14 protein-coding genes and 3 pseudogenes are annotated in these 18,137 nt (G+C 69.0%); 8 read left to right on the top strand and 9 right to left on the bottom strand.

What is annotated here, in order from left to right:
* Window positions 1-47: 47 nt before the first annotated feature.
* Together QFZ67_RS00385 and QFZ67_RS00380 are read right to left on the bottom strand one after the other, a co-directional pair.
* Window positions 48-1,562: an asparagine synthase-related protein gene (locus QFZ67_RS00385; protein WP_373429903.1), complete on the bottom strand. Its 1,515-nt coding sequence runs from the start codon at window positions 1,560-1,562 to the stop codon at window positions 48-50.
* A 1-nt stretch (window position 1,563) separates the two neighbouring features.
* Window positions 1,564-3,277: pseudogene (locus tag QFZ67_RS00380) on the bottom strand (thiamine pyrophosphate-binding protein).
* 252 nt (window positions 3,278-3,529) lie between these two features.
* Between QFZ67_RS00380 and QFZ67_RS00375 the strand changes: the two are divergent.
* Both QFZ67_RS00375 and QFZ67_RS00370 read left to right on the top strand, forming a co-directional pair.
* Window positions 3,530-3,829 carry a hypothetical protein gene (locus tag QFZ67_RS00375; RefSeq protein ID WP_307659113.1) on the top strand — a complete coding sequence of 100 codons (300 nt, stop codon included), beginning with the start codon at window positions 3,530-3,532 and terminating at the stop codon, window positions 3,827-3,829.
* A gap of 249 nt (window positions 3,830-4,078) precedes the next feature.
* Window positions 4,079-4,309, top strand: coding sequence for a hypothetical protein (locus QFZ67_RS00370; protein ID WP_307659112.1), 231 nt, complete (start codon window positions 4,079-4,081; stop codon window positions 4,307-4,309).
* A gap of 207 nt (window positions 4,310-4,516) precedes the next feature.
* Here the strand turns inward: QFZ67_RS00370 and QFZ67_RS00365 are convergent, their stop codons facing one another.
* Both QFZ67_RS00365 and gabT read right to left on the bottom strand, forming a co-directional pair.
* Window positions 4,517-5,518 carry an aldo/keto reductase gene (locus QFZ67_RS00365; RefSeq protein WP_307659111.1) on the bottom strand — a complete coding sequence of 334 codons (1,002 nt, stop codon included), beginning with the start codon at window positions 5,516-5,518 and terminating at the stop codon, window positions 4,517-4,519.
* Window positions 5,519-5,537: 19 nt separating this feature from the next.
* Window positions 5,538-6,884, bottom strand: coding sequence for a 4-aminobutyrate--2-oxoglutarate transaminase (gabT, locus tag QFZ67_RS00360; RefSeq protein ID WP_307659110.1), 1,347 nt, complete (start codon window positions 6,882-6,884; stop codon window positions 5,538-5,540).
* A gap of 153 nt (window positions 6,885-7,037) precedes the next feature.
* On the opposite strand from gabT, the gene QFZ67_RS00355 reads away from it, so the two are divergent.
* Together QFZ67_RS00355 and QFZ67_RS00350 are read left to right on the top strand one after the other, a co-directional pair.
* Window positions 7,038-7,727 carry a nitroreductase family protein gene (locus QFZ67_RS00355; RefSeq protein WP_307659109.1) on the top strand — a complete coding sequence of 230 codons (690 nt, stop codon included), beginning with the start codon at window positions 7,038-7,040 and terminating at the stop codon, window positions 7,725-7,727.
* A pseudogene (locus tag QFZ67_RS00350) lies at window positions 7,727-8,056 on the top strand (IS1380 family transposase); the annotation flags it as partial. The gene QFZ67_RS00355 and the pseudogene QFZ67_RS00350, both read left to right, overlap by 1 nt.
* A 196-nt stretch (window positions 8,057-8,252) precedes the next feature.
* Here the strand turns inward: QFZ67_RS00350 and QFZ67_RS00345 are convergent.
* Entirely contained in the window at window positions 8,253-10,445 is a 2,193-nt protein-coding gene (locus QFZ67_RS00345) for a BTAD domain-containing putative transcriptional regulator (protein WP_307659108.1), read from the bottom strand.
* A 996-nt stretch (window positions 10,446-11,441) separates the two neighbouring features.
* Window positions 11,442-12,803, bottom strand: a pseudogene (locus QFZ67_RS00340) (carbohydrate binding domain-containing protein).
* A 293-nt stretch (window positions 12,804-13,096) separates the two neighbouring features.
* Here QFZ67_RS00340 and QFZ67_RS00335 point away from each other — a divergent pair.
* The 3 genes from QFZ67_RS00335 to QFZ67_RS00325 all read left to right on the top strand — a co-directional run bounded on the left by QFZ67_RS00335 (window position 13,097) and on the right by QFZ67_RS00325 (window position 15,249).
* Window positions 13,097-13,384 carry an HNH endonuclease gene (locus QFZ67_RS00335; protein WP_307659107.1) on the top strand — a complete coding sequence of 96 codons (288 nt, stop codon included), beginning with the start codon at window positions 13,097-13,099 and terminating at the stop codon, window positions 13,382-13,384.
* A gap of 156 nt (window positions 13,385-13,540) precedes the next feature.
* Window positions 13,541-13,933 carry a restriction endonuclease gene (locus tag QFZ67_RS00330; protein WP_307659106.1) on the top strand — a complete coding sequence of 131 codons (393 nt, stop codon included), beginning with the start codon at window positions 13,541-13,543 and terminating at the stop codon, window positions 13,931-13,933.
* A gap of 38 nt (window positions 13,934-13,971) precedes the next feature.
* A complete protein-coding gene (locus QFZ67_RS00325) occupies window positions 13,972-15,249 on the top strand; it encodes an IS701 family transposase (RefSeq protein ID WP_307659105.1) in 1,278 nt (425 codons plus the stop codon).
* 28 nt (window positions 15,250-15,277) lie between these two features.
* Here QFZ67_RS00325 and QFZ67_RS00320 read toward each other — a convergent pair whose 3' ends face one another.
* The 3 genes from QFZ67_RS00320 to QFZ67_RS00310 all read right to left on the bottom strand — a co-directional run bounded on the left by QFZ67_RS00320 (window position 15,278) and on the right by QFZ67_RS00310 (window position 16,632).
* Window positions 15,278-15,445, bottom strand: a complete 168-nt coding sequence (locus tag QFZ67_RS00320; protein WP_307659104.1) for a hypothetical protein — start codon at window positions 15,443-15,445, stop codon at window positions 15,278-15,280.
* A gap of 277 nt (window positions 15,446-15,722) precedes the next feature.
* Window positions 15,723-16,142: a hypothetical protein gene (locus QFZ67_RS00315; RefSeq protein WP_307659103.1), complete on the bottom strand. Its 420-nt coding sequence runs from the start codon at window positions 16,140-16,142 to the stop codon at window positions 15,723-15,725.
* Window positions 16,143-16,194: 52 nt separating this feature from the next.
* On the bottom strand, window positions 16,195-16,632 hold the full coding sequence (locus tag QFZ67_RS00310) for a hypothetical protein (protein WP_307659102.1): 438 nt from the start codon (window positions 16,630-16,632) through the stop codon (window positions 16,195-16,197).
* Between the two features lie 180 nt (window positions 16,633-16,812).
* On the opposite strand from QFZ67_RS00310, the gene QFZ67_RS00305 reads away from it, so the two are divergent.
* Window positions 16,813-18,081, top strand: coding sequence for a sensor histidine kinase (locus tag QFZ67_RS00305; RefSeq protein ID WP_307659101.1), 1,269 nt, complete (start codon window positions 16,813-16,815; stop codon window positions 18,079-18,081).
* Window positions 18,082-18,137: the final 56 nt, after the last annotated feature.

Raw genomic sequence — 18,137 nt, 5'->3', positions numbered from 1 at the left:
CGTTCTGTCGGCCGTTGTCGGGGGGACGGGCGGAGCAGAGAGTGTGATCAGGGGACGGGTTGGGTCTGGCGGTCAGCGACCCGCTGTACGACGGCCACGCAGTCCACCTCGTCCGGGTGCAGACCGTCGACGACGACCTGGCGGAACAGCTCCTGTACGACGAGCCGCTTGGCCTGGTGGACCTGCCCGTCGGGCAGGCCGGCGCCAGTGAGCAGCCGACTGAAGGCGGAGGTCGTGCCGGAGCCTTCGTGCACGCCGAGCTTGGGCCGGATGAGGGTCTGGTGCGGCAGGATGTCGCCCATGGCCGCGCGAAGAACCCATTTGTCCTGCCCATAGCGGCGCTTGAGCCCGGCCTCCAGGCAGGTGAGCGTGTCCAGCACCGCGCGGTCCCAGAACGGGTGCGTGGACCAGTGGCCGCCGATGGCGGAGAGGGCCGGAGCCATCTCGTTCAGGCCGTCGAAGGTGGCCATGTCGACGGCGACGGCGCTGTCCAACTCCGGCAGCTGGTTCTCCCGGTGCATGCCACCCAGGGGGATGTCGGCTCCGTAGCCGGTCAGAATGCGCCGGCCAGTGCCGCCCAGGCCCAGATAGAGCGCGGTCAGCGGCAGGAGGTACTCGATGATGTCGGGATCGGTGGACTCGGCCGCCCAGACTGCGTGCGGGAGCCGGCGCAGCAGGTCCGAGGTGGACACGGTGATCTCCCGGTGGGCGGAGCCGAGGTGATCTGCGACGAGGCGCGCCTGCGGGAACTCGTTGTGCTCCTCGGTGCCCATCGATACCGTGTCGATCCTCGTACGCCGGGTGCCGGCGGCCAGGGCGGCGACGCTGGAGGAATCGATCCCGCCGGAGATCACCACCAGCGGTGTTCCGGTGCCCGCGCGGGCACGCACCGCACGCTCCAGGGCGGCTCGGACCGCCTCGACCGCCTCGCCCTCGGGCAGGATCCGGCGGAACAGCGGCGGCGCCCAGGTTCGGTGCGCCGTGCCGGTTCCGGCGTCGACGGCCAGCTCCAGCACTGTGCCGGCCGGCACCTGGTGAACGCCGGGCAGCCAGGGGACGGGCCGGGCGGCGGCTATCGCGGTCCCGTCCAGGGCGGTTCTGAGGACCTTGGCCTCGGTCGCCGCCGTGATGCGGCCCGGCACGGCCGCCACGTACAGGGGAACTGAGCCAGCGTGGTCGGTGGCCAGCAGGACACGCTCGCCTTTGACTATGAAGGCGGCGAAGCGCCCGTTGAGGAGACGGAAAGTGTGGACGCCGTAGACGCCGAGGAGGGCGAGGACGAGTGCGGCATCGGTGTCCGGGACGTCGCCGGACAGCAACGACCGCAGCTCTGCCCGGTTGTAGAGCTCTCCGGCGATGAGTACGGCGGTGTCCCGGCCCTGTGCGCGGGCGCCGTCGGGGGCACCGGCGTGGATCAGGGTGGCCGCCAGTTGCCGCCCCGCGACCTTCTCCCGCAGCTCGGCCCGGTACCCGAGGGAGGCGAAGGCCGGCCGGGGCGGGGATGCCGCGTCCTGCCGGACAGTGGCCAGGAAGCCGGTGGCGGCGGGCAGTTCCGCGCTCACGTCAGATGCTCAGCGCGTCGAAGCCGCCGGTCTGGAAGTCGTAGGTGATCGGAACCTCGATGAGGAAGGGACGCCCCAGACCCGCGCCCTTGCGCAGAGCCGCGAGGAGCTCCTCACGCGAGGCCGCCTTCACCGCTTCGACCCCGTTGGCGCGGGCCAGCTCGGTGAAGTCGACACCGGTGAACTTCACCGCCGGCTCGTGCGAGCGCCGGTGGCCGATGTGCTGGTAGAGCTCGATCAGGCCGTTGGTGTCGTTGTTGACGACGACCGTGACGATGGGCAGGTTCAGGCGCGCGATGGTCTCCAGATCGGCGCTGTTGGAGTGGAATCCGCCGTCTCCCGCGATCAGGAACGTCGGCTGCCCGGGGCGCGCGAGCTGAGCGCCCATCGCGGCGGGGATGCCGTAGCCGAAGCTGGAGCAGCCGGCCGAGGTCAGGAACCCGAAGGGCTGGTCGGAGCGGGCGAAGAGCACCCCGTAGTGCCGGAAGTAGCCGATGTCGGACACGATGGTGCCCTCGCCGGCCTCGGCGGACTCGGTCATCACCGTGTTCATGGCGTCGATGACCTGGTGGACCCGCATGCCGTCGGCGTACTTCTGGGGGTCCGCCAGGAACGTGGCGATGCGCTCGCGCAGCGCCGAGACGTCGTGCGGCGTCTTCGGCGGCACGTCGGTGTGGGCGTCCAGGTATTCCACGAAGGCCAGGACATCGGTGACCACGTCGATGTCCGGGCGGTACACCCGAGGGATCGGGTTCACTGTGGGCGACACCCGGACCGTCTTCTTCTCGGTGCCTCGCTGCCACATCGACGGCCGCAGGTCCTCGGCGTAGTCGTAGCCGAGCGTGATGAGGACATCCGCCGGGCCGAAGAGGGTGTCGAGGGCGGGGAAGGACAGGATGCCGTCCATGTAGCCGGTGACCGCGCCGTAGTTCAGCTCGTGGCCGTGCGGCAGGACGCCCTTGGCGATGTACGTGGTTACGACCGGGATGCGCAGCCGCTCGGCCAGTGCGCGGATGGACGACACGGCCCCGGAGCGGATGGCGGGAAGCGCCCACCACTAGCACGGGGTGCTCGGCCCCGGCGAGCAGGTCGGCGGCCTGCCCTGCGGCTTCTTCCCAGCCGCTTTCGACCGTGCCGACCGGCTTGGCGGGCGTCCTGGCCGGCGGACGAGCCACGGAGGTGTCGACCTCGCTGCCGAGCAGGTCTACAGGGAGGGAGATGAAGCTCGGGCCGACCGGCTCGGTCATCGCGGCGCTGACGGCGGAGTCCACGAGGTCGGTGATCTCGTCGGGCCGTTGCAGTTCCACCGCATACTTCGTCATCGGGGCCATTACCGCCACCGAGTCCAGGCACTGATGGGTGTCGTTGGGGAAGATGTCGTGCGACTCGGACTGGGCGGCCAGCGCGATGACGGGAGACCGATCCAGGACGGAGGTGGCAACACCTGTCGACAGGTTCGTCATGCCCGGGCCCAGCGTCGCCCAGCACGCCTGCGGGCGGCCGCTGATGCGGGCCAGGACGTCGGCCGCGACGCCGGCGGTGAACTCGTGCCGGGTGAGCACGAAGTCGATGCCGGGAACCTCGTCGAAGAGGATCGAGGCCGCCTCGCGGCCCACGACGCCGAATATGGTCTCGACGCCGTGGTCCCGTAGGCGCTGCAGAAGGGCACGAGCGGTTGTCGATTGCGTGCCAGGGGTCGTGGACACTCGCGACATGAGGTCTCCTTGATATGTGGCGAATCGTGCTGCGCCGATGTGGTGTTCCGGGGCCGGTACGACTGTGCGACATTGCCCTTGCAAGCGCATTGACGTTGCTCTTGACCGAATGCTGTCGCTGTCGGCCCGCCCTCGTACCGGGGCTTGGAAGGGCATGGACGGCTCTCTCCCCGGGCCCCACGAGGCGCTGTCCAGTGACACCAACACTCGCTATCCCTTGTCGAGGGACCCGTCTCCGGCGACAGGGTGGTCATGGGGCTGAACGAGGTGTACGACCACTGCGTCAACCTGGTCAAGGAGTTCTTCAACGGCCGTCACGGGTGCGTGCACTTCCTTTTGGGACTGCACACCATGTACACCGTGATCACCGCGCTGGTCCCCCGGGGGAGCCGGGTGATCGTGCTGGATCCGCAGGACGGCGGCCACCTGCCTCACACCTGGTGGGCGTGCTGCCACCGCACCGCAGATCATGGTGCTTCAGGGCGGACCGGAGGGGGGATTCGACACCATCTCGGGCAGCACGCACCGACCTGGAGCGTTCCGTCCACTTGAAGTCCTCCGAGACGCTGCCGGGCCCTCATGGGCCCGATGGTCACCAGCGACGGGGCGGTCCCGTAGGCTCAGGAGCGTGTCCCCTTCACGGCCTTCCGGTTCGCACGCCGCACGTCGGCGCGCTGGCCATCACGCTGGAGGAGCTGCTCCCCTGCCGGGTGGCGCACGCCGCGCAGGTCATCGCCAACGCCCATGTGTGGCAGAGCCGTTGGCGCGGCGCGGGTTCTCCGTGGCGGGCGAGGACTTCAAGTGGACGGAACGCTCCAGGTCTGGCTGCACATTCCCGAGGAGAACGGCCCGCACGGATGGGGCAGGCTGCTCACGCGTGCGGACGTACGCAGCACGACGGTGCCGCTGCCCAGCAGTGCCGGCCTGCCCGCCCTGCACCTGGGCACCCAGGAACTGACGCGCTCCGGCATGCGGGAGGAGCACATGGGCGAGGTCGCCAGCGTTCTAGAGCGGATCCTGCTGCGGGAATAGCGTCCGAGCGCGTGGCCGCAAGCGTGTCGGAGCTGGTGGCGCAGGTCCCCGGAGTGCTTCGTGGCCGAGCAGGGCGGCACGGCAAGCTGATCGGGCAGGGCAGGGGCCGCAGGGGCACGAACGCCAACACCATGCCGCGGTGCGTCGACCAGGACGCACAGCGGCATGGTGTTGGTCCTGGTCAGTTCACCACCGGTTCCAAGAAGGTCAGTTCCCCACGAGCCCCATGAGGAAGGGACCGTAGCGCTCACCGTGCACGTCCCCGGGTGCGACCGCGGCCTCGATGTCCGCCAGGTCCTCGGGAGTGAGTTCGACCAGGGCCGCCGCCAGGTTCTCCCGCAGGTGGTCCCGGCGGGCGGTCCCCGGGATGGGGACCACATCGTCGCCCTGGTGGTGGAGCCATGCCAGGGCGAGCTGGGCGACGGTGATGCCGTGCCGCCGGGCCAGTCGCCTCAGCCGTTCGACGAGCGGGAGGTTGCGCCGGATGTTGTCCTCGGTGAACCGCGGCAGGGTGTGCCGGAAGTCCTCGTTCCGGTCGAGGCTCCGTACCGACGAGATGCCTCCGGTCAGGAAGCCGCGGCCGAGCGGGCAGCTGGCGACCATGCCGATGCCCAGCTCCCGGCAGACCGCGACCACGTCCTTCTCGATTCCCCTGCTCCACAGCGACCATTCGCTCTGCACCACGCTCACCGGATGGACGGCGTGAGCCCGGCGGATAGTGTCGGCGGAGACTTCGGACAGGCAGACGTGGCGCACCTTGCCCTCGCCGACGAGTTCGGCCATCGCTCCCATGGCCTCCTCGATGTGCTCTCCGGGGGCGGCCCAGTGCTTGGTGTAGAAGTCGAGGTTGTCCACGCCCAGCCGTCTCAGGGAGCCCTCGCACCGGCGGCGGATGTAGTCACGGTCTCCGCGCACGCCCAGGAACTCGCCGGTGGGCGAGCGTTCCAGGCCCACTTTGGTGGCGATCAGAACCCGGTCGCGCCGTCCTGCCACGGCCGCGCCGAGGAGCCGCTCGCCCTCGCCGAGGCCCTGCACGTCCGCGGTGTCCAACAGGGCGACCCCGCGGTCCACCGCCTCGTGCACGGTCGCGATGGCCTCGGCCCGGTCGGACACCCCGTAGAAGGAGCTCATGCTGAGGCAGCCCAGGCCCTGGGCGGGGACGGTGACCGAGCCGAGACGACGGCTGGGCAGCTCGGTGAGCGGTTCCACCGATGGCGGAGTGAGCGGATCAGCCGATGAGCTGTACACAGCACTCCTCAAGGACGTCCAGAGCATCGGACAGCAGCGCATCGGGCATGACGAGCGAGGGGAGGAACCTGAGCACGTTGCCGTATGTTCCGGCGGTCAGCAGCAGAACGCCCCGTGCCTGGCAGGCTGCCGCGATGCGGCTGGCGAGTTCGGCATCTGGCCGGTCGCTGTCGGGCCGTACGATCTCGACGCCCACCATCGCGCCGCGACCCCGGACCTCCGCCAGGGCGCCATGCCGGGCGGCGAGGGCGCCCAGCCGAACGAAGAGGACCTGTCCGATGTGGCGGGCCCGTCCCGCAAGGTCGCCGTCGCGCATCAGGCGTATCGAGGCGAGGGCCGCGGCGCAGGCCACGGGATTGCCGCCGAAGGTGCCCCCGAAGCCGCCGGGCTGTACGGCATCCATGAGTTCGGCGCGCCCCGTCACGGCGGACAGCGGCAGACCGCCGGCGATGGCCTTGGCGGTGACGACCAGGTCCGGTACGACGTGCTCGTGCTCGCTCGCGAACCACGCGCCGGTGCGGCAGAAACCGCTCTGGATCTCGTCGGCGACGAAGAGCGCCCCGTGCTCCTGGCACCAGCGGGCCAGCGTGGGCAGGAACCCCGCCGCCGGCACGATGAAGCCGCCCTCGCCCTGGACCGGTTCCACCACTACCGCGGCCACGTTCTCCCCGCCCACCTGGCGGTCCAGTGCCTCCAGGGCGCGCCGGGCGGCCTGTTCCCCGGTCATGCCCTCCGGGTCCCGGTACGGGTAGGACGCGGGAATGCGGTGGATGTCGGGGGTGAACGGGCCGAAGTTCTGCTTGAACGGCGCGTTCCTGGCGGTCAGGCCCAGCGTCAGGTTCGTACGCCCGTGATAGGCGTGGTCCAGCGCCACGACAGCCGACCGTCCGGTGGCGGCCCGGGCGATCTTGACGGCGTTCTCCACCGCCTCGGCGCCGGTGCTCAGGAGCACGGACCGCTTCTCGTGCCCGCCCGGAGTCAGCCGGGCCAGTTCCTCGCAGACGTCGACGTAGGCCTCGTACGGGCTGGCCAGGAAGCAGGTGTGGGTGAGCCGCGACGCCTGCTCGCGGACGGCGGCGGCCACTTCGGGGGCCGCGTTGCCCACGGAGGTGACGCCGAGTCCCGAGCCCAGGTCGATGAGGGTGTTGCCGTCCACGTCGTGCAGCAGGCCGGGGCTCGCGGCCTCGATGTAGGCCGACAGGGCGCTGCCGACCCCTCGGGCCACCACTGAGTGGCGCCGTTCCATCAATTGCTGAGAGCGTGGTCCGGGTATCGCCGTGACGATGTCGCGCCTCAGGGCGCGGGCGGGTTTAGCCGAAGCGGTCAAGAGACTTCTCCCCTCTGGGATTTCCAATGACCGGAGTTTTCAAAGACCGCGGACCATGATGCCCCGGCATTTCATGTCCCGGCCAGAAAAATCCATGAAGGAGTTCCCGCCTGCCGGTTCAAGGATCGGTCAGGCTCCGTGCAAGGTCCCGCTGTGACGCTGTTCCACGCCGGACGAACTGCCTCGGAGCACACCGGGAGACTTGTATGCCACTCCTGGACCTCAGCCCCGGCGAACCTGCTGAGCACCACCCGCTCCGTACGCAAGCGGCTCGACCTCGTACGGCTGCTTCCGCTGGAGCTGGTCAAGGAATGCCTGGCCATCGCGTTGCAGGCGCCCACCGGCAGCAACCGGCGGACCTGGCACTGGATGGTGGTGACCGACCCGGACCGGCGGGCCGCGATCGGCGAGTTCTACCGGCAGGCGGTGCAGACGTACTCGCGGGGCTCCTGTGGCATCCTCTACACCGAGGGCGCCGAACGGCACGCGGTGCAGCGTCGTGTGGCGGACAGCGTCGCCTACCTCGGTGACCGGCTGGACCGGGTGTCGTTCCACATTCCCTGCCTGGACGCGTCAGCGGTACCGGAATACAACGAGCCGGCATGCGGGGGTCGGTCATCCAGGCCACCTGGAGTTACATGCTCGCGGCCCGGGCACGCGGCCTCAGAACCCGCCTGGACGACCCTGCATCTGATGTACGAGAAGGAAATAGCCGAGCTTTTCGAATTGCCCGACGGTCTGATTCCGGCGGCCCTCCTCCGGCCCTCCTCCCCACCGCATATTCCATCGGCACGGATTTCAAGCCCGCTCCGCGGCAGCCGCTGGACTCGGTGCTCCACCTGACCGGACCTGATCCGGGCCGGATCGCCACCGACCTGGCGGTGATGCTCGCCGACCGGGGCGAGGCCATCGCGGACCTGGCCGTACTGCGGGACCAGGCAGGGGTCTTCGGCCCATCGCCTCGACACCGACGGCCTGGCGGCTGCTCTCCGATGTTGACGAGGCCGCCTCGCCTCGCTTGCTTCTGCCCGCGCCCAGGCCCGGGAAGCGCCTGGCTGCAGGCCGCCGAGACCGGCTCCGGCATACCTGCGGTGAAAGCCGGCGGACGCGAACTGCCCGGTCTGGTCCTGGACCTCGACGCCACGCTGGTCACCTGCCATTCCGAGAAACAGTAGGCCTCACCCGCCTATATGGGCGGCTTCGGCTTCCACCCGCTGCTGTTCTCCACCAACTCCTGGGCCTGGGCGTACTCCGCACGGGCCAGGTGCATCAGACACCTTTCGATACCACGGCTGACGTCGGCCGGGTGCCGCCGAGGGTCCTTTGCAGCCGCTCCACCCGGCCACGCAGGCCCCATGCCACGGTCGCTTAGCCGCAGATCAGAGAGGTCAGCCACGCAGCCCGTTTCTGCAGCCGCGCCGCGGGGATCCCTTCGAAGTGGCAGCCGCGCAGGATGGCGAGAGCCCGCCAGAGCCACGATCGCGCCGCGGCGTACTGCAGTCGGCGCTCCGCCTGGTCGGCCAGATCGATCAGGGGCTGCACTGCCTCCTCCAAGTCGAGGCTCTGTGCCGCCTGTGCGCAGTGATAGGCGATGTCCTCGCCGGCCGCGCCGCGCACCCCGTCGGCCGTGGGGTACCCGGACAGCGCCTGGGCGATGGTGTGGTGCAGCTGCGCCCGGCGTACGGGGTCCAGCTCGGACAGCAGTTGCTCGCGCATCAGTCCGTGGGCGAAGTACAGGTCGTTGTGATCAGCGGGATTGGCGAGGACCAGACCGGTTTGAAACGCGTGGTGCACCGCGTCCGCGCCACTCCCCACGAGCTGGAGGATGTGGGTGAGGAGACGGCGGTCGATGACCGGACCGATGACCGCGCAGATTTCGAGTACGGTCATCACCTCGGTGTGGCAGTCGGCGAGCCAGCTCTGGAGCACCACCCTCAGTGCGAAGGGTACGCGCCGCAACGACTCCTCAGGGTCGTCGAGAACGTCGACCGCCGTCAGCAGCCGGGTGAGCAGATAGGGGTTCCCGCCGGTCCTCCGGTGCACGCCCGACACCACGTCCCAGGACAGGGGACGGTCGTGCATCTGGGCGATCACGGCGCCAGTGTCAACGAGGGACAGAGCCGAAAGGTGCAGGTTGTCCACCGTGTCCTCCTGGAGCAGCCGCGCCAGCGCGCGCCGTAGCACGGGGCTGGAGGAGACGGCGTGCTCCCGCACCGTCGCGATGACCAGCAGTTGCGTGTCGCATGCCTCCCTGGCCATCCACTGCAGCAGTTGCAGGGTGCCGTCGTCGGCCGTGTTCAGATCCTCCAGAAACAGCACCAGGGGTGCGGAGGCCGCCGTGGTGACCAGTGCCTGGAAGATGAGACAGCCAGCCGGGGAGTCGGCGGCACCGGGCCGCTCGCCCTCCGGACCGCACCAGTCCCGCAGGGCGTCGGACAGGGTGCCCAGTCGGTCGGCCCGCGTCCGGAGGAGCTTGCGGGCGACCTGCTGCCAGGCACGGCGGTCGGTAGTCTCCCCCGGTCCCGCGCAGTACGCCCAGATCATCTCCGTGCCGGCGGCCTCCAGGTCCCGTGCGAACTCCTGCAGGAGACGGGTCTTGCCCACGCCCCGTTCACCGACCACCAGCAGGGTCCGTCCGTATCCGGCCGCTCCGGCCACTGCGCGCAGGCGCGCCAGCTCCCTCGCTCGCCCGACCAGCCGTCCGGGACGCCGAGGCGTCACCGCAGGGACGCTGCCACAGCCGTCCGCCGGTTCGGCGACCGTGGCAAGCGGCTCGGCCCGCGGCGGTACGGAGGGCTGGGGCGTCACTGCGGCGGTGGCCGCGGGCCTCAGGTCCTGGCGGAGGACAGCCTGGTGCAGTTCCTGCAGTTCCTTGCTGGTGTCGGTGCCCAGTTCCGTGGCGAGACACGAACGGATGCGCTCGTACGTCAGCACGGCCTCCGCGGGCTGGCCGCTGTGGTACTGAGCGAGCATCAGCTGGTAGCCCAGCCGCTCCAGCATCGGATTGCGGCGGACCTCTTTGTCCAGCTTCCAGACCACCTCGTCGTACTGCCCCAGTCCCAGGCAGGCATCGGCCCAGATCTGCAGGGCCAGCAGCCGCAGCTGTTCCAGACGCATGGACTCCATGCAGGCGAAGTCGTAGGCAGCCAGCTCGCTGTAGGGCGTGCCCACCCACAGCTCCAGGGCATCCGCCATCGCCCGGCGCGCCGCGTCGAGGTCGCCCTGGGCGAACAGGACGCGCCCCTTTTCGACGGCGGTCTGGAAACGGGAGACGTCCGTGTGCTCCGGATCGACGTCCAGCACATATCCGGACGCCTCGTACCGTATGGCGAGTGTGCCCTTCCTCTCCTCCGCTGCCGGGCAGCCCAGCGCCCTGCGCAAACGCGAGACGTACGAGCACAAGGTTCCCGTCACGGAGTTGGGCGGCTCGGCCCCCCACAGCGAACTGATGATGGTGGAGACCGAGACCACCTTGCCCGCACTGATGAGCAGCAATGCGAATAGTGCCCGCTGCTTTGGTGAACCCAATTGCGCATTTCGTTCACCAATACGTACGGACATTTTACCCATCGTCCTGATGGCTGCGAGTGGATGCACAAGGGGAGTTGTCGCAGCACGGTCTTCCAGATGCATGTTCTTTCCGTTCCATCAAGATCAGGCAAAAAGGGACGGCGGTATCTTGGCCGGGTGGACGCCGAGCTGCGCGGCCGACCATTCGGTGACGTCGCCGGAGGATCGGGCACCGCGCCGACGGGCGCCGCGTCCGTCCCGGCCAGGGTTCGCTCGCCCTGCGCGGCCAGTGCCGACTCACGGCTTCAGTCGCTGCGGCGGCGGGGCCTCCTCGTGGATTGCGGCATGCCAGGTGGTCACTCAGCAAGTCCGCGCTGGAGAAGTCCGCACCTGATGAACCGGCACCTGATGAACCGGCACCTGATGGGCCCGCGCCTGATAAGTCGGCGTTCGGGGCCCCGGGGCCGGGGGCGGGCGGCGTGTCCCCGCACGGTGGCGACGATGGTCAGCAGGGAGTCGATCTCCTGGGGGAAACGGTTGCCGTCGAGCCAGTCGCCGACCGTGGTGGGTGACGTGCCGACGACCGTTGCCAGGGCCCGGTTGGATTGTTCCCCGCCCAGTCGTAGATCCCGGAACCGCGCAGGGCTCCGAGCCGGTCGAAGAAGGGGCCCTCCAGGCCCGTTGTGATAGCTGTGGTCGGCCCCCCACGGCGATGTCGCCCTTCGCTGTCCAACCGATGGCCTGGACATCCCGAAGGATAGGGACAACGTGCCGGGGGGCGTGGGCCCAAGGTGCGGGCGATCCGTGGCTCGACGCCCCGCTGGACAGGCAGGGTTTGCCGCCGCTCGGGTACATCTCGCCGCCCGGCGGTGTCCCATCTCCTGCCATCCGAAAGGTCGATCGTGGACTTCCCGCGCTTCGTCCTGCTCTTGCTCGCCCTGTCGTTCGCGCTGAACACCGAGCCAGGCGGCGGTCAGCCCCACCGCAGTCCGTTGTTCAACGCGAACGACAGGGCAGGTTGGGCACGTGCGGTCCCACCGCGTTCGATCAGGTGTCGTCGGCCGCCGCGTCCCGGTTGGTCGACCAGGTCATCGCGCCCCGCAGCGAGGGGTACGTACGGGCGGGCCTGAAGGCGCCGCAGTTGGTGCCCCGGGCCAGGCAGTCCAGGGCGTTCTTCACGATGGACGGGGCGACGTAGCCGCTGCCTGCGCCCTGGGTGGGACCGAGGCCCACCTGGGACAGGTCGAGGCCGTTTCTCGAGCTGTATGCAGGCGAGTGCGGTGAGGCAGTCCACCGAGCCCTGGGAAGAGACCTTGCCGTCGCAGCCGAGCATCGAAACGCTGTTGTAGTACTGCATGTTGACGACGGTCTGCCCGCGGACTTCCTGGCGGCGATGTCGGCCTTGAAGTCGGGGGCAGAGGCGTAGCCGACGGCCGGGTCGAGGTTGAAGGTGATCTCACCGGTCGTGGCCGTGGAGTCCGCGAAGGAGACGGCGATGATGTCGAACTGGCTCTGCACGTCGCGGAGCTTCTGGACGGTCGCGCCGTTGTTGAAGTTCTGCCAGTAGCCGGTGAGGGCGTGCTTGGGCACATTCGGGTTGGTCGTCCTGCCGTCGTTCGCTGTCGTCGCCGTGACGGCCGTGGACTTCGCCGACTCGCCCGCAGAGTTGGTCGCGGTGACCTGGAAGGTGTACGAGGTGGAGGCAGCCAGCCCGGTGACGGTGGCCGAAGTGCCGGTCACGGCCTGGACCTTGGTACTGCCCCGGTAGACGTTGTACCCGGTCACTCCGCTCGCGGGGGACCAGGACAGGGACAGGGAGGAGGCCGTGACGGCGCCCGCCGCGAGGCCGACTGGGGCGGCCGGGACCACCGGGTCGGGGTCGGGGCCACCGCCGCCATCGGGTCCGAAGACGCTGAGGTCGTCGGCGAAGTAGGCGGGCTGGCCGTACCAGCCGTGGGTGTAGACGGTCACCGAGGTCGTCGAGGCGCCGGTGGTGAAGGTGGTGGAGAGCCGGATCCACGACGAGCCGCCGCGCGGGGTCCAGGTGGAGACGTCGGTCGTGCCCGTGCCGGAGGCGCTGAGGTAGACATAGCTGCCCTGCACCCAGGCGCTGAGCGCGTACGTCGAGTTGGGCTTGACGGCGACGGTCTGCGAGCACTTGGCATTGTCCTGGCCGGCCGGGGTGGCCTGGAGGGCGCTCGCCCCGCTGTGCATCGGGGAGGTGACGGTCGTTCCGCTGCCGGCCGAGCAGGTCCAGTTGGCGAGCCCCGACTCGAAGCCGGCGTTCTTGGCGACATTGACGCCGGCGGCCTCAGCGCTGCCGGCGAGTCCAGTGAGGGTGAGTGCGGCCGCGGCAAGCACGGCGAGCCCCGGGCTCACGGTGCGTCTGAACAGGCGGCGGGGGTCCACTTGTTGCCTCCAGGGGGCGTCAGAGGGGCTCGGGCGTACCGCGGGGGGTGGCCACCGTTGCTGATACAAGGTGGTCCAGACCAATCCTCTTGTCAACACCTCCGCAGGAACGCTGAGTAGTTGGGTGTTCTCTCGCTGAGAAGCCATCAACTTTCCGAACGTGACGCGTTGGTTCGGCTTGGGTGGCGTGAACTCCCGTGGCGGCGGGGAGAGATGGGGCCGTTGGTCCGCTCGGACGCCTCGCACTGACCGAGTACTGGCGGAGCCGCCGCCGAAGGAAAGCGCCGCCGCCGATGGACTGGACCAGTCTTCTCCTGGCGGTCCGGCAGCAGGGGCTCTGTCCCTTCTGCAAGCAGGCGCTGATCATCGGAGCCGAGTACGAACCAGACAGCCCACGCGAGTGGATCAACTGGTTCGCGGCCTCAAAGAAGATGCTCCACAAGCATCACTTCACCTACCGGCGAGACGGTGGCACGGACGAGCGGAACAACCTTCGCCTCGTGCACTCCGAATGCCACCGCCAGCACCAGCCAGCCTGTCCCGTAGCCAATCCTGCCGATCACGCCTGCCGCGGCGGGTGACCAAGAAGCGAGGGCCGGACTTCCCGACAAGGCTGCTGATCGTCGGCCAGGTTTAGCGGATCACGTGATACCGACTTTGGCCAGAAACGCCGTCTTGGCAGAGCTCTCACATGCTTCCAAACTGCCCACCAGATGCAGACAGGGGGAAGGGGCTCCATGCCCAAGCGGAAGGGACGCCGCACCAAGGCCCAGCGGCAGCGAGAGCAACGCCAACGCCTGATGGGGGCCGTGGTCGGAATCTCCGCCGTGCTCTTCGTGCTGTGGTGGTCGCCATGGATTCTGCTCGGTGTCGCCGGAACAGGCATAGCGAGCACCATCGCCTGGATCCTGTGGAAGTCACATCAACGGGAGCGTGCCGGCGACCGCGCATGGCGCGAAAAGGACCGGCGTATGGAGCTGGAACGCTCCATGACAGCCATCGATGCCATGACTTGGCAGGACTTCGAGCACTACGTAGCCGAACTGTGCCGCCGCGACGGCTGCACCAACGTGACTGTGGTCGGCGGCTCTGGCGATCTGGCGGCAGACCTTCTAGTAGGACTCCGTTAGGTCTTCCTCTCGGGCCAGTTTGGGGGCATGTTGGGGGTGTGGACGCACACGAAGTGAACCGTGCTCGGGCGAAGTTGGCGCTATTCGTCGCTGATGTGTTCGCGTCGGTGCCACGCAAGGATCAGCGGGCGAAGGGCGACTGCTATCTGCGGGGGCTGATGCTGGACGGGCGGCGTAAGTCGATCCAGCCGATGGCGGAGCGGCTGCCGGATGGCAACGAGCAGAACCTGCAGCAGTTCGTGAACCAGTCGACCTGGGATCCGGTGCCGGTGCGGCGGCGGATTGCGGAGCGGATGGTGCCGCTGATCGGCCCGGACGCATGGGCGGTCGATGACGTGTCGTTCCCGAAGGACGGAAAGATGTCGGTGGCGGTCGCGCCCCAGTACTGCGGGGCGCTGGGCAAGCGGGCCAACTGTCAGGTCGCGGTGAGCGTGCACGCGGTCTCCGACTCCGCGTCCTGTCCGCTGCAGTGGCGGTTGTTCGTGCCGCAGGAGTGGGCGGACGATGCCGGACGGCGGCGCAAGACCGGGATACCGCAGGAGGTCGGACACCGGGAGAAGTGGCGTCTGGCGTTGGACAGCATCGATGAGCTGGCCGGATGGGGTCTGGTCCCGCCGGTGCTGGTGGCCGACTCCGGCTACGGACAGAACGCCGACTTCCGCGACGGCCTGGACGGCCGGGGCATCAGCTATGTCGTGGCGGTCCGTGCAGATGTGACCGCCCACCCGCAGGACGCCAAGCCGCTCACGCCGCCGTGGTCGGGCAATGGCCGCAAGCCGCAGCCCCGCTACCGGGACAAGCCGTTGCCCCTGGCCGCGCTGGCGGCCGGCCAGGGGCGGCAGACCTTCACCGAGGTGACCTGGCGGGAAGGATCCCGCGGACCGATGCGCTCGCGCTTTTTGGCACTGCGAGTGCGGCCGGCCGGGGTCCGAGCCCGCCGCCTGACCCGGGCCGCCGCCACCGCGCAGGAGGGCTTCTGGGACGGTGTCCTGCCCGAGGTCACGCTGCTGGTCGAGTGGCCCGAAGGCGCCGAAGCACCCACCGACTACTGGCTGTCCAACCTGCCCGCCGCCACCGCGCTGGCTGAACTGGTCCGCCTGGCCAAGATCCGCTGGCTCATCGAGCACGACTACCGGGAACTCAAGCACGGCCTCGGCCTGGACCACTTCGAGGGCCGTTCCTGGACCGGGTGGCATCACCACGTCACCCTGGCCACCGCCGCCCACGCGTTCCTCACCGAACAGCGCCTGGCCCCAAAAGCCGATACAGCGGACTCACCCTCTACCAGATCCTCGACGCCATCCAAGACCTGCTGAACTGCTGGACCGGCACCTGCACCACCTGTCACCGCCCCTTGCCCAGAACGTCCACCACCAGCCAGAACCCAAGAGCCAGAGCAACCCAACGGAGTCCTACTAGGCGCTCGTCCGCCAGGTCTCGCAGGTCCTCGACCGCGGTCGAGGACGACGGGAGGATGTCGTCCGCGCCGTGGCCCTGGAGCGCGCAGCGCATGACCGCCCGGCCAGGAGGAGCGCCTCGTTGCTGTCCCGATCCTCGGCGCTCCTGGCGACCGCGGCGAGCGATGGAAGCGCTGCGAAGCTCGCGGAGTACGCCGTGACGCCCTGGTGGCACAGCCTCCCCCCAGAGTTCATCCCAGACGTCCTCTTCCATACCTACGCGATCAAGGAGTACAGGGATCCGCTCCGCGGAGCCGTAGGCCTCACTGAACTGCGACCAGTCCGTCATGCCGTGATCCATGCAGGAGGCCCCACGGCTGCCGACTGCTGGATCAGCCGACCAGCTCGCCAAGGTGGAGAGCAGCGAGCCGGGGCAATCGCCGACGCACCTCCTCGGCGTCGTCGAAATCGAAGTCTTCGCCCAGATCGGCGGGGCCCGCTTTTATGCCCCGCGAGACTCGGTACAGATCCCACGCCTCGTAGAACGCATCCCCGTCGCCACCCTTCAGCCGCTCGAAGGCGTAGCTAGCGGCGTTGACGACCTCCTCATAGAACACCACGCCATCTCCGTCCGACCCAACACCCTTGATCACGTCCGGGTGGTCACCAAGACTGTCCGGGCAGTGAGCCGCCTTCTGGTACCAGTCGCGGCCCAGCGCGACAGCACAAGGCCCCGGACCGCTGTCAGTTTGCGGCCCGCCGATCAGATCGAGTACTGAACCTTTCAAAGTCCGATCCCGCCGCTCGATCATTGATTGTCGACACAACACCCAATGATCGACGGCAGCCTCACCTGCCTGGGCTCTACCTGACCCAGTAGCCGGCCCCGTCAGCCCGGTAGCGGTCCCCGCCGTCGAACCGCCACTCGGCGACCAGCCGCCGCGCGTCGGCAGGTACCTGACGGTGCGGGGTGAGCAGCGCAGTCAGTTCGTCGTACCGAGCGGCGATCCCTCCGTGCCCGGGATGGCTCTCGATCCCAGCGCTCCCAGCTTCGTATCGCTGGTTCCACCGAGCGAAGATCTTCCACTGTTCCCACTCCAGCGCAACCAGGGCCTCGCTCGCGGGCCACACACAGTACTCGTCAGGGGCTCGGGAGAAGTCGACGTCGTAACACTGGAAGTAGTGAGCCACTCCATCGATGTCAACGAGTCCGGCGCGGGGGCCGTCGTACCAATCCAACTCGACGCAAACATGCGCACATCCATCTGCGATCAACTGCTGTTCGTCCCAGGTCTCAGCCACGCGGGCAGGCTACTGGCGACACTTACCTCCGAGTAAATGATCACGATCTACAGCTGGAGTACGTTCGACCGGCAGGGCAGGCAGACGTAGGAGGTCTTCGCGTGGGCCATGCGGTCATGGGTAGGCCCCGCACCCGGTCAAGGCCGCGTATCACGCCTGATGCGGGTGTAGCGTCCCAGCATGCCGTGGTTTTCGACCGGTACGGCCGCTGTGCTTCTGGCAGCAGCGCTGGTGTTCTTCATCGCTGCCGGGCTCCTGATGCTGCGCACCGTCGGCAAGCGGCAGTTCCTCGGCACTGCCCAGGAGCAGGCGACGTACGAGACGCTGCACACCGCCTCGCTCGCGGCACCCCCGCTGCGGGCCACGCTGAACGCGGACAGCGCGCGACGGGCCGGGCGGCATCTGCGGGCGCTGCTCGATGTGCCCGCGCTGGCCATGACGGACGCGTCCGGCACGGTGCTGGTCTGGGAGGGGTCCGGGCCGGAGCCGGGGCACGACCACAGGACAGCCGTGCCCGAGCACGCCGGGCGGACCCTCGCCGCCGGACGCACCGAGGTCATCGGTCCTGGCGATCCGCCCTGCAACAGGGCCGACTGCCCGCTGCGGCAGGGCGTGGTCGTGCCGCTGATCGTCGCTGGCCGGCCGGAGGGTGCGCTCGCGGTGTACGCGTCCCATGCCTCCACCGGCCTGGTCCGAGCCACCACGGAAGTCGCGCGCTGGGTGTCGACCCAGCTGGAACTGGCCGAGCTCGACCGCTCGCGCGCGGCCGTCGCGGAGGCGGAGGTGCGCGCGCTGCGGGCCCAGATCTCGCCTCACTTCATCTACAACTCGCTGTCGGCCATCGCCTCCTTCGTCCGAACCGATCCGGCACGGGCCAGGGAACTGCTGGTGGAGTTCGCGGAGTTCACCCGGTACTCGTTCCGCCAGCACGGTGACTTCACCTCCCTTGCCGAGGAGCTGCGCTGCATCGACCGTTACCTGCTGCTGGAGCGCGCTCGGTTCGGCGGCCGCCTTCAGGTCTCACTGCGCGTGGCACCCGAGGTGCTCTCCGTGGTGGTGCCCTTCCTGTGCCTGCAGCCCCTCGTCGAAAACGCGGTCCGCCACGGCTTGGAGCGCCGTGCGGGCCCCGGTCACCTGGTGATCACGGCGGAGGACGTCGGCAGCGAGGCGTGGATCAGCGTGGAAGACGACGGCACGGGGATGGATCCCGAGCAGCTGGCCGAGACCCTGAAGGGCGAGACGCGGGAGTCCGCGGCGGAGCCCCCCGGTTCCGAGCCTCGGCGCGAGCCGGGGATCGGGCTGCGCAACATCGACGCGCGATTGCGTCAGGTCTATGGGGACGCGTACGGGTTGATCGTGGAGACCGCGCCCGGTGCTGGAACAAAGGTGCGGGTGCGGGTGCCGAAGTTCCACCCGCAGGCCGTCCAGAGCGGGCCCGGTCAGGGCTGACAGCGATGGTGCACATCCGGTGCGTGTCGGGCGGGAGGAAAGCTCTGCCGCAGGCT

It is taken from the genome of Streptomyces sp. V1I1 (genome assembly GCF_030817355.1).
In the GTDB taxonomy this organism is placed as follows: domain Bacteria; phylum Actinomycetota; class Actinomycetes; order Streptomycetales; family Streptomycetaceae; genus Streptomyces.
This window is presented reverse-complemented; position numbering and strand designations above follow the sequence as displayed.

What these genes read in the sequence shown, in the direction of transcription:
- QFZ67_RS00305 (WP_307659101.1), top strand. Translation starts at nt 16,813, where the DNA reads ATGCCGTGGTTTTCGACCGGTACGGCCGCTGTGCTTCTGGCAGCAGCG.
- QFZ67_RS00315 (WP_307659103.1), bottom strand. Translation starts at nt 16,142, where the DNA reads ATGATCGAGCGGCGGGATCGGACTTTGAAAGGTTCAGTACTCGATCTG.
- QFZ67_RS00320 (WP_307659104.1), bottom strand. Translation starts at nt 15,445, where the DNA reads ATGCGCTGCGCGCTCCAGGGCCACGGCGCGGACGACATCCTCCCGTCG.
- QFZ67_RS00335 (WP_307659107.1), top strand. Translation starts at nt 13,097, where the DNA reads ATGGACTGGACCAGTCTTCTCCTGGCGGTCCGGCAGCAGGGGCTCTGT.
- QFZ67_RS00375 (WP_307659113.1), top strand. Translation starts at nt 3,530, where the DNA reads ATGGGGCTGAACGAGGTGTACGACCACTGCGTCAACCTGGTCAAGGAG.
- QFZ67_RS00330 (WP_307659106.1), top strand. Translation starts at nt 13,541, where the DNA reads ATGCCCAAGCGGAAGGGACGCCGCACCAAGGCCCAGCGGCAGCGAGAG.
- QFZ67_RS00345 (WP_307659108.1), bottom strand. Translation starts at nt 10,445, where the DNA reads ATGTCCGTACGTATTGGTGAACGAAATGCGCAATTGGGTTCACCAAAG.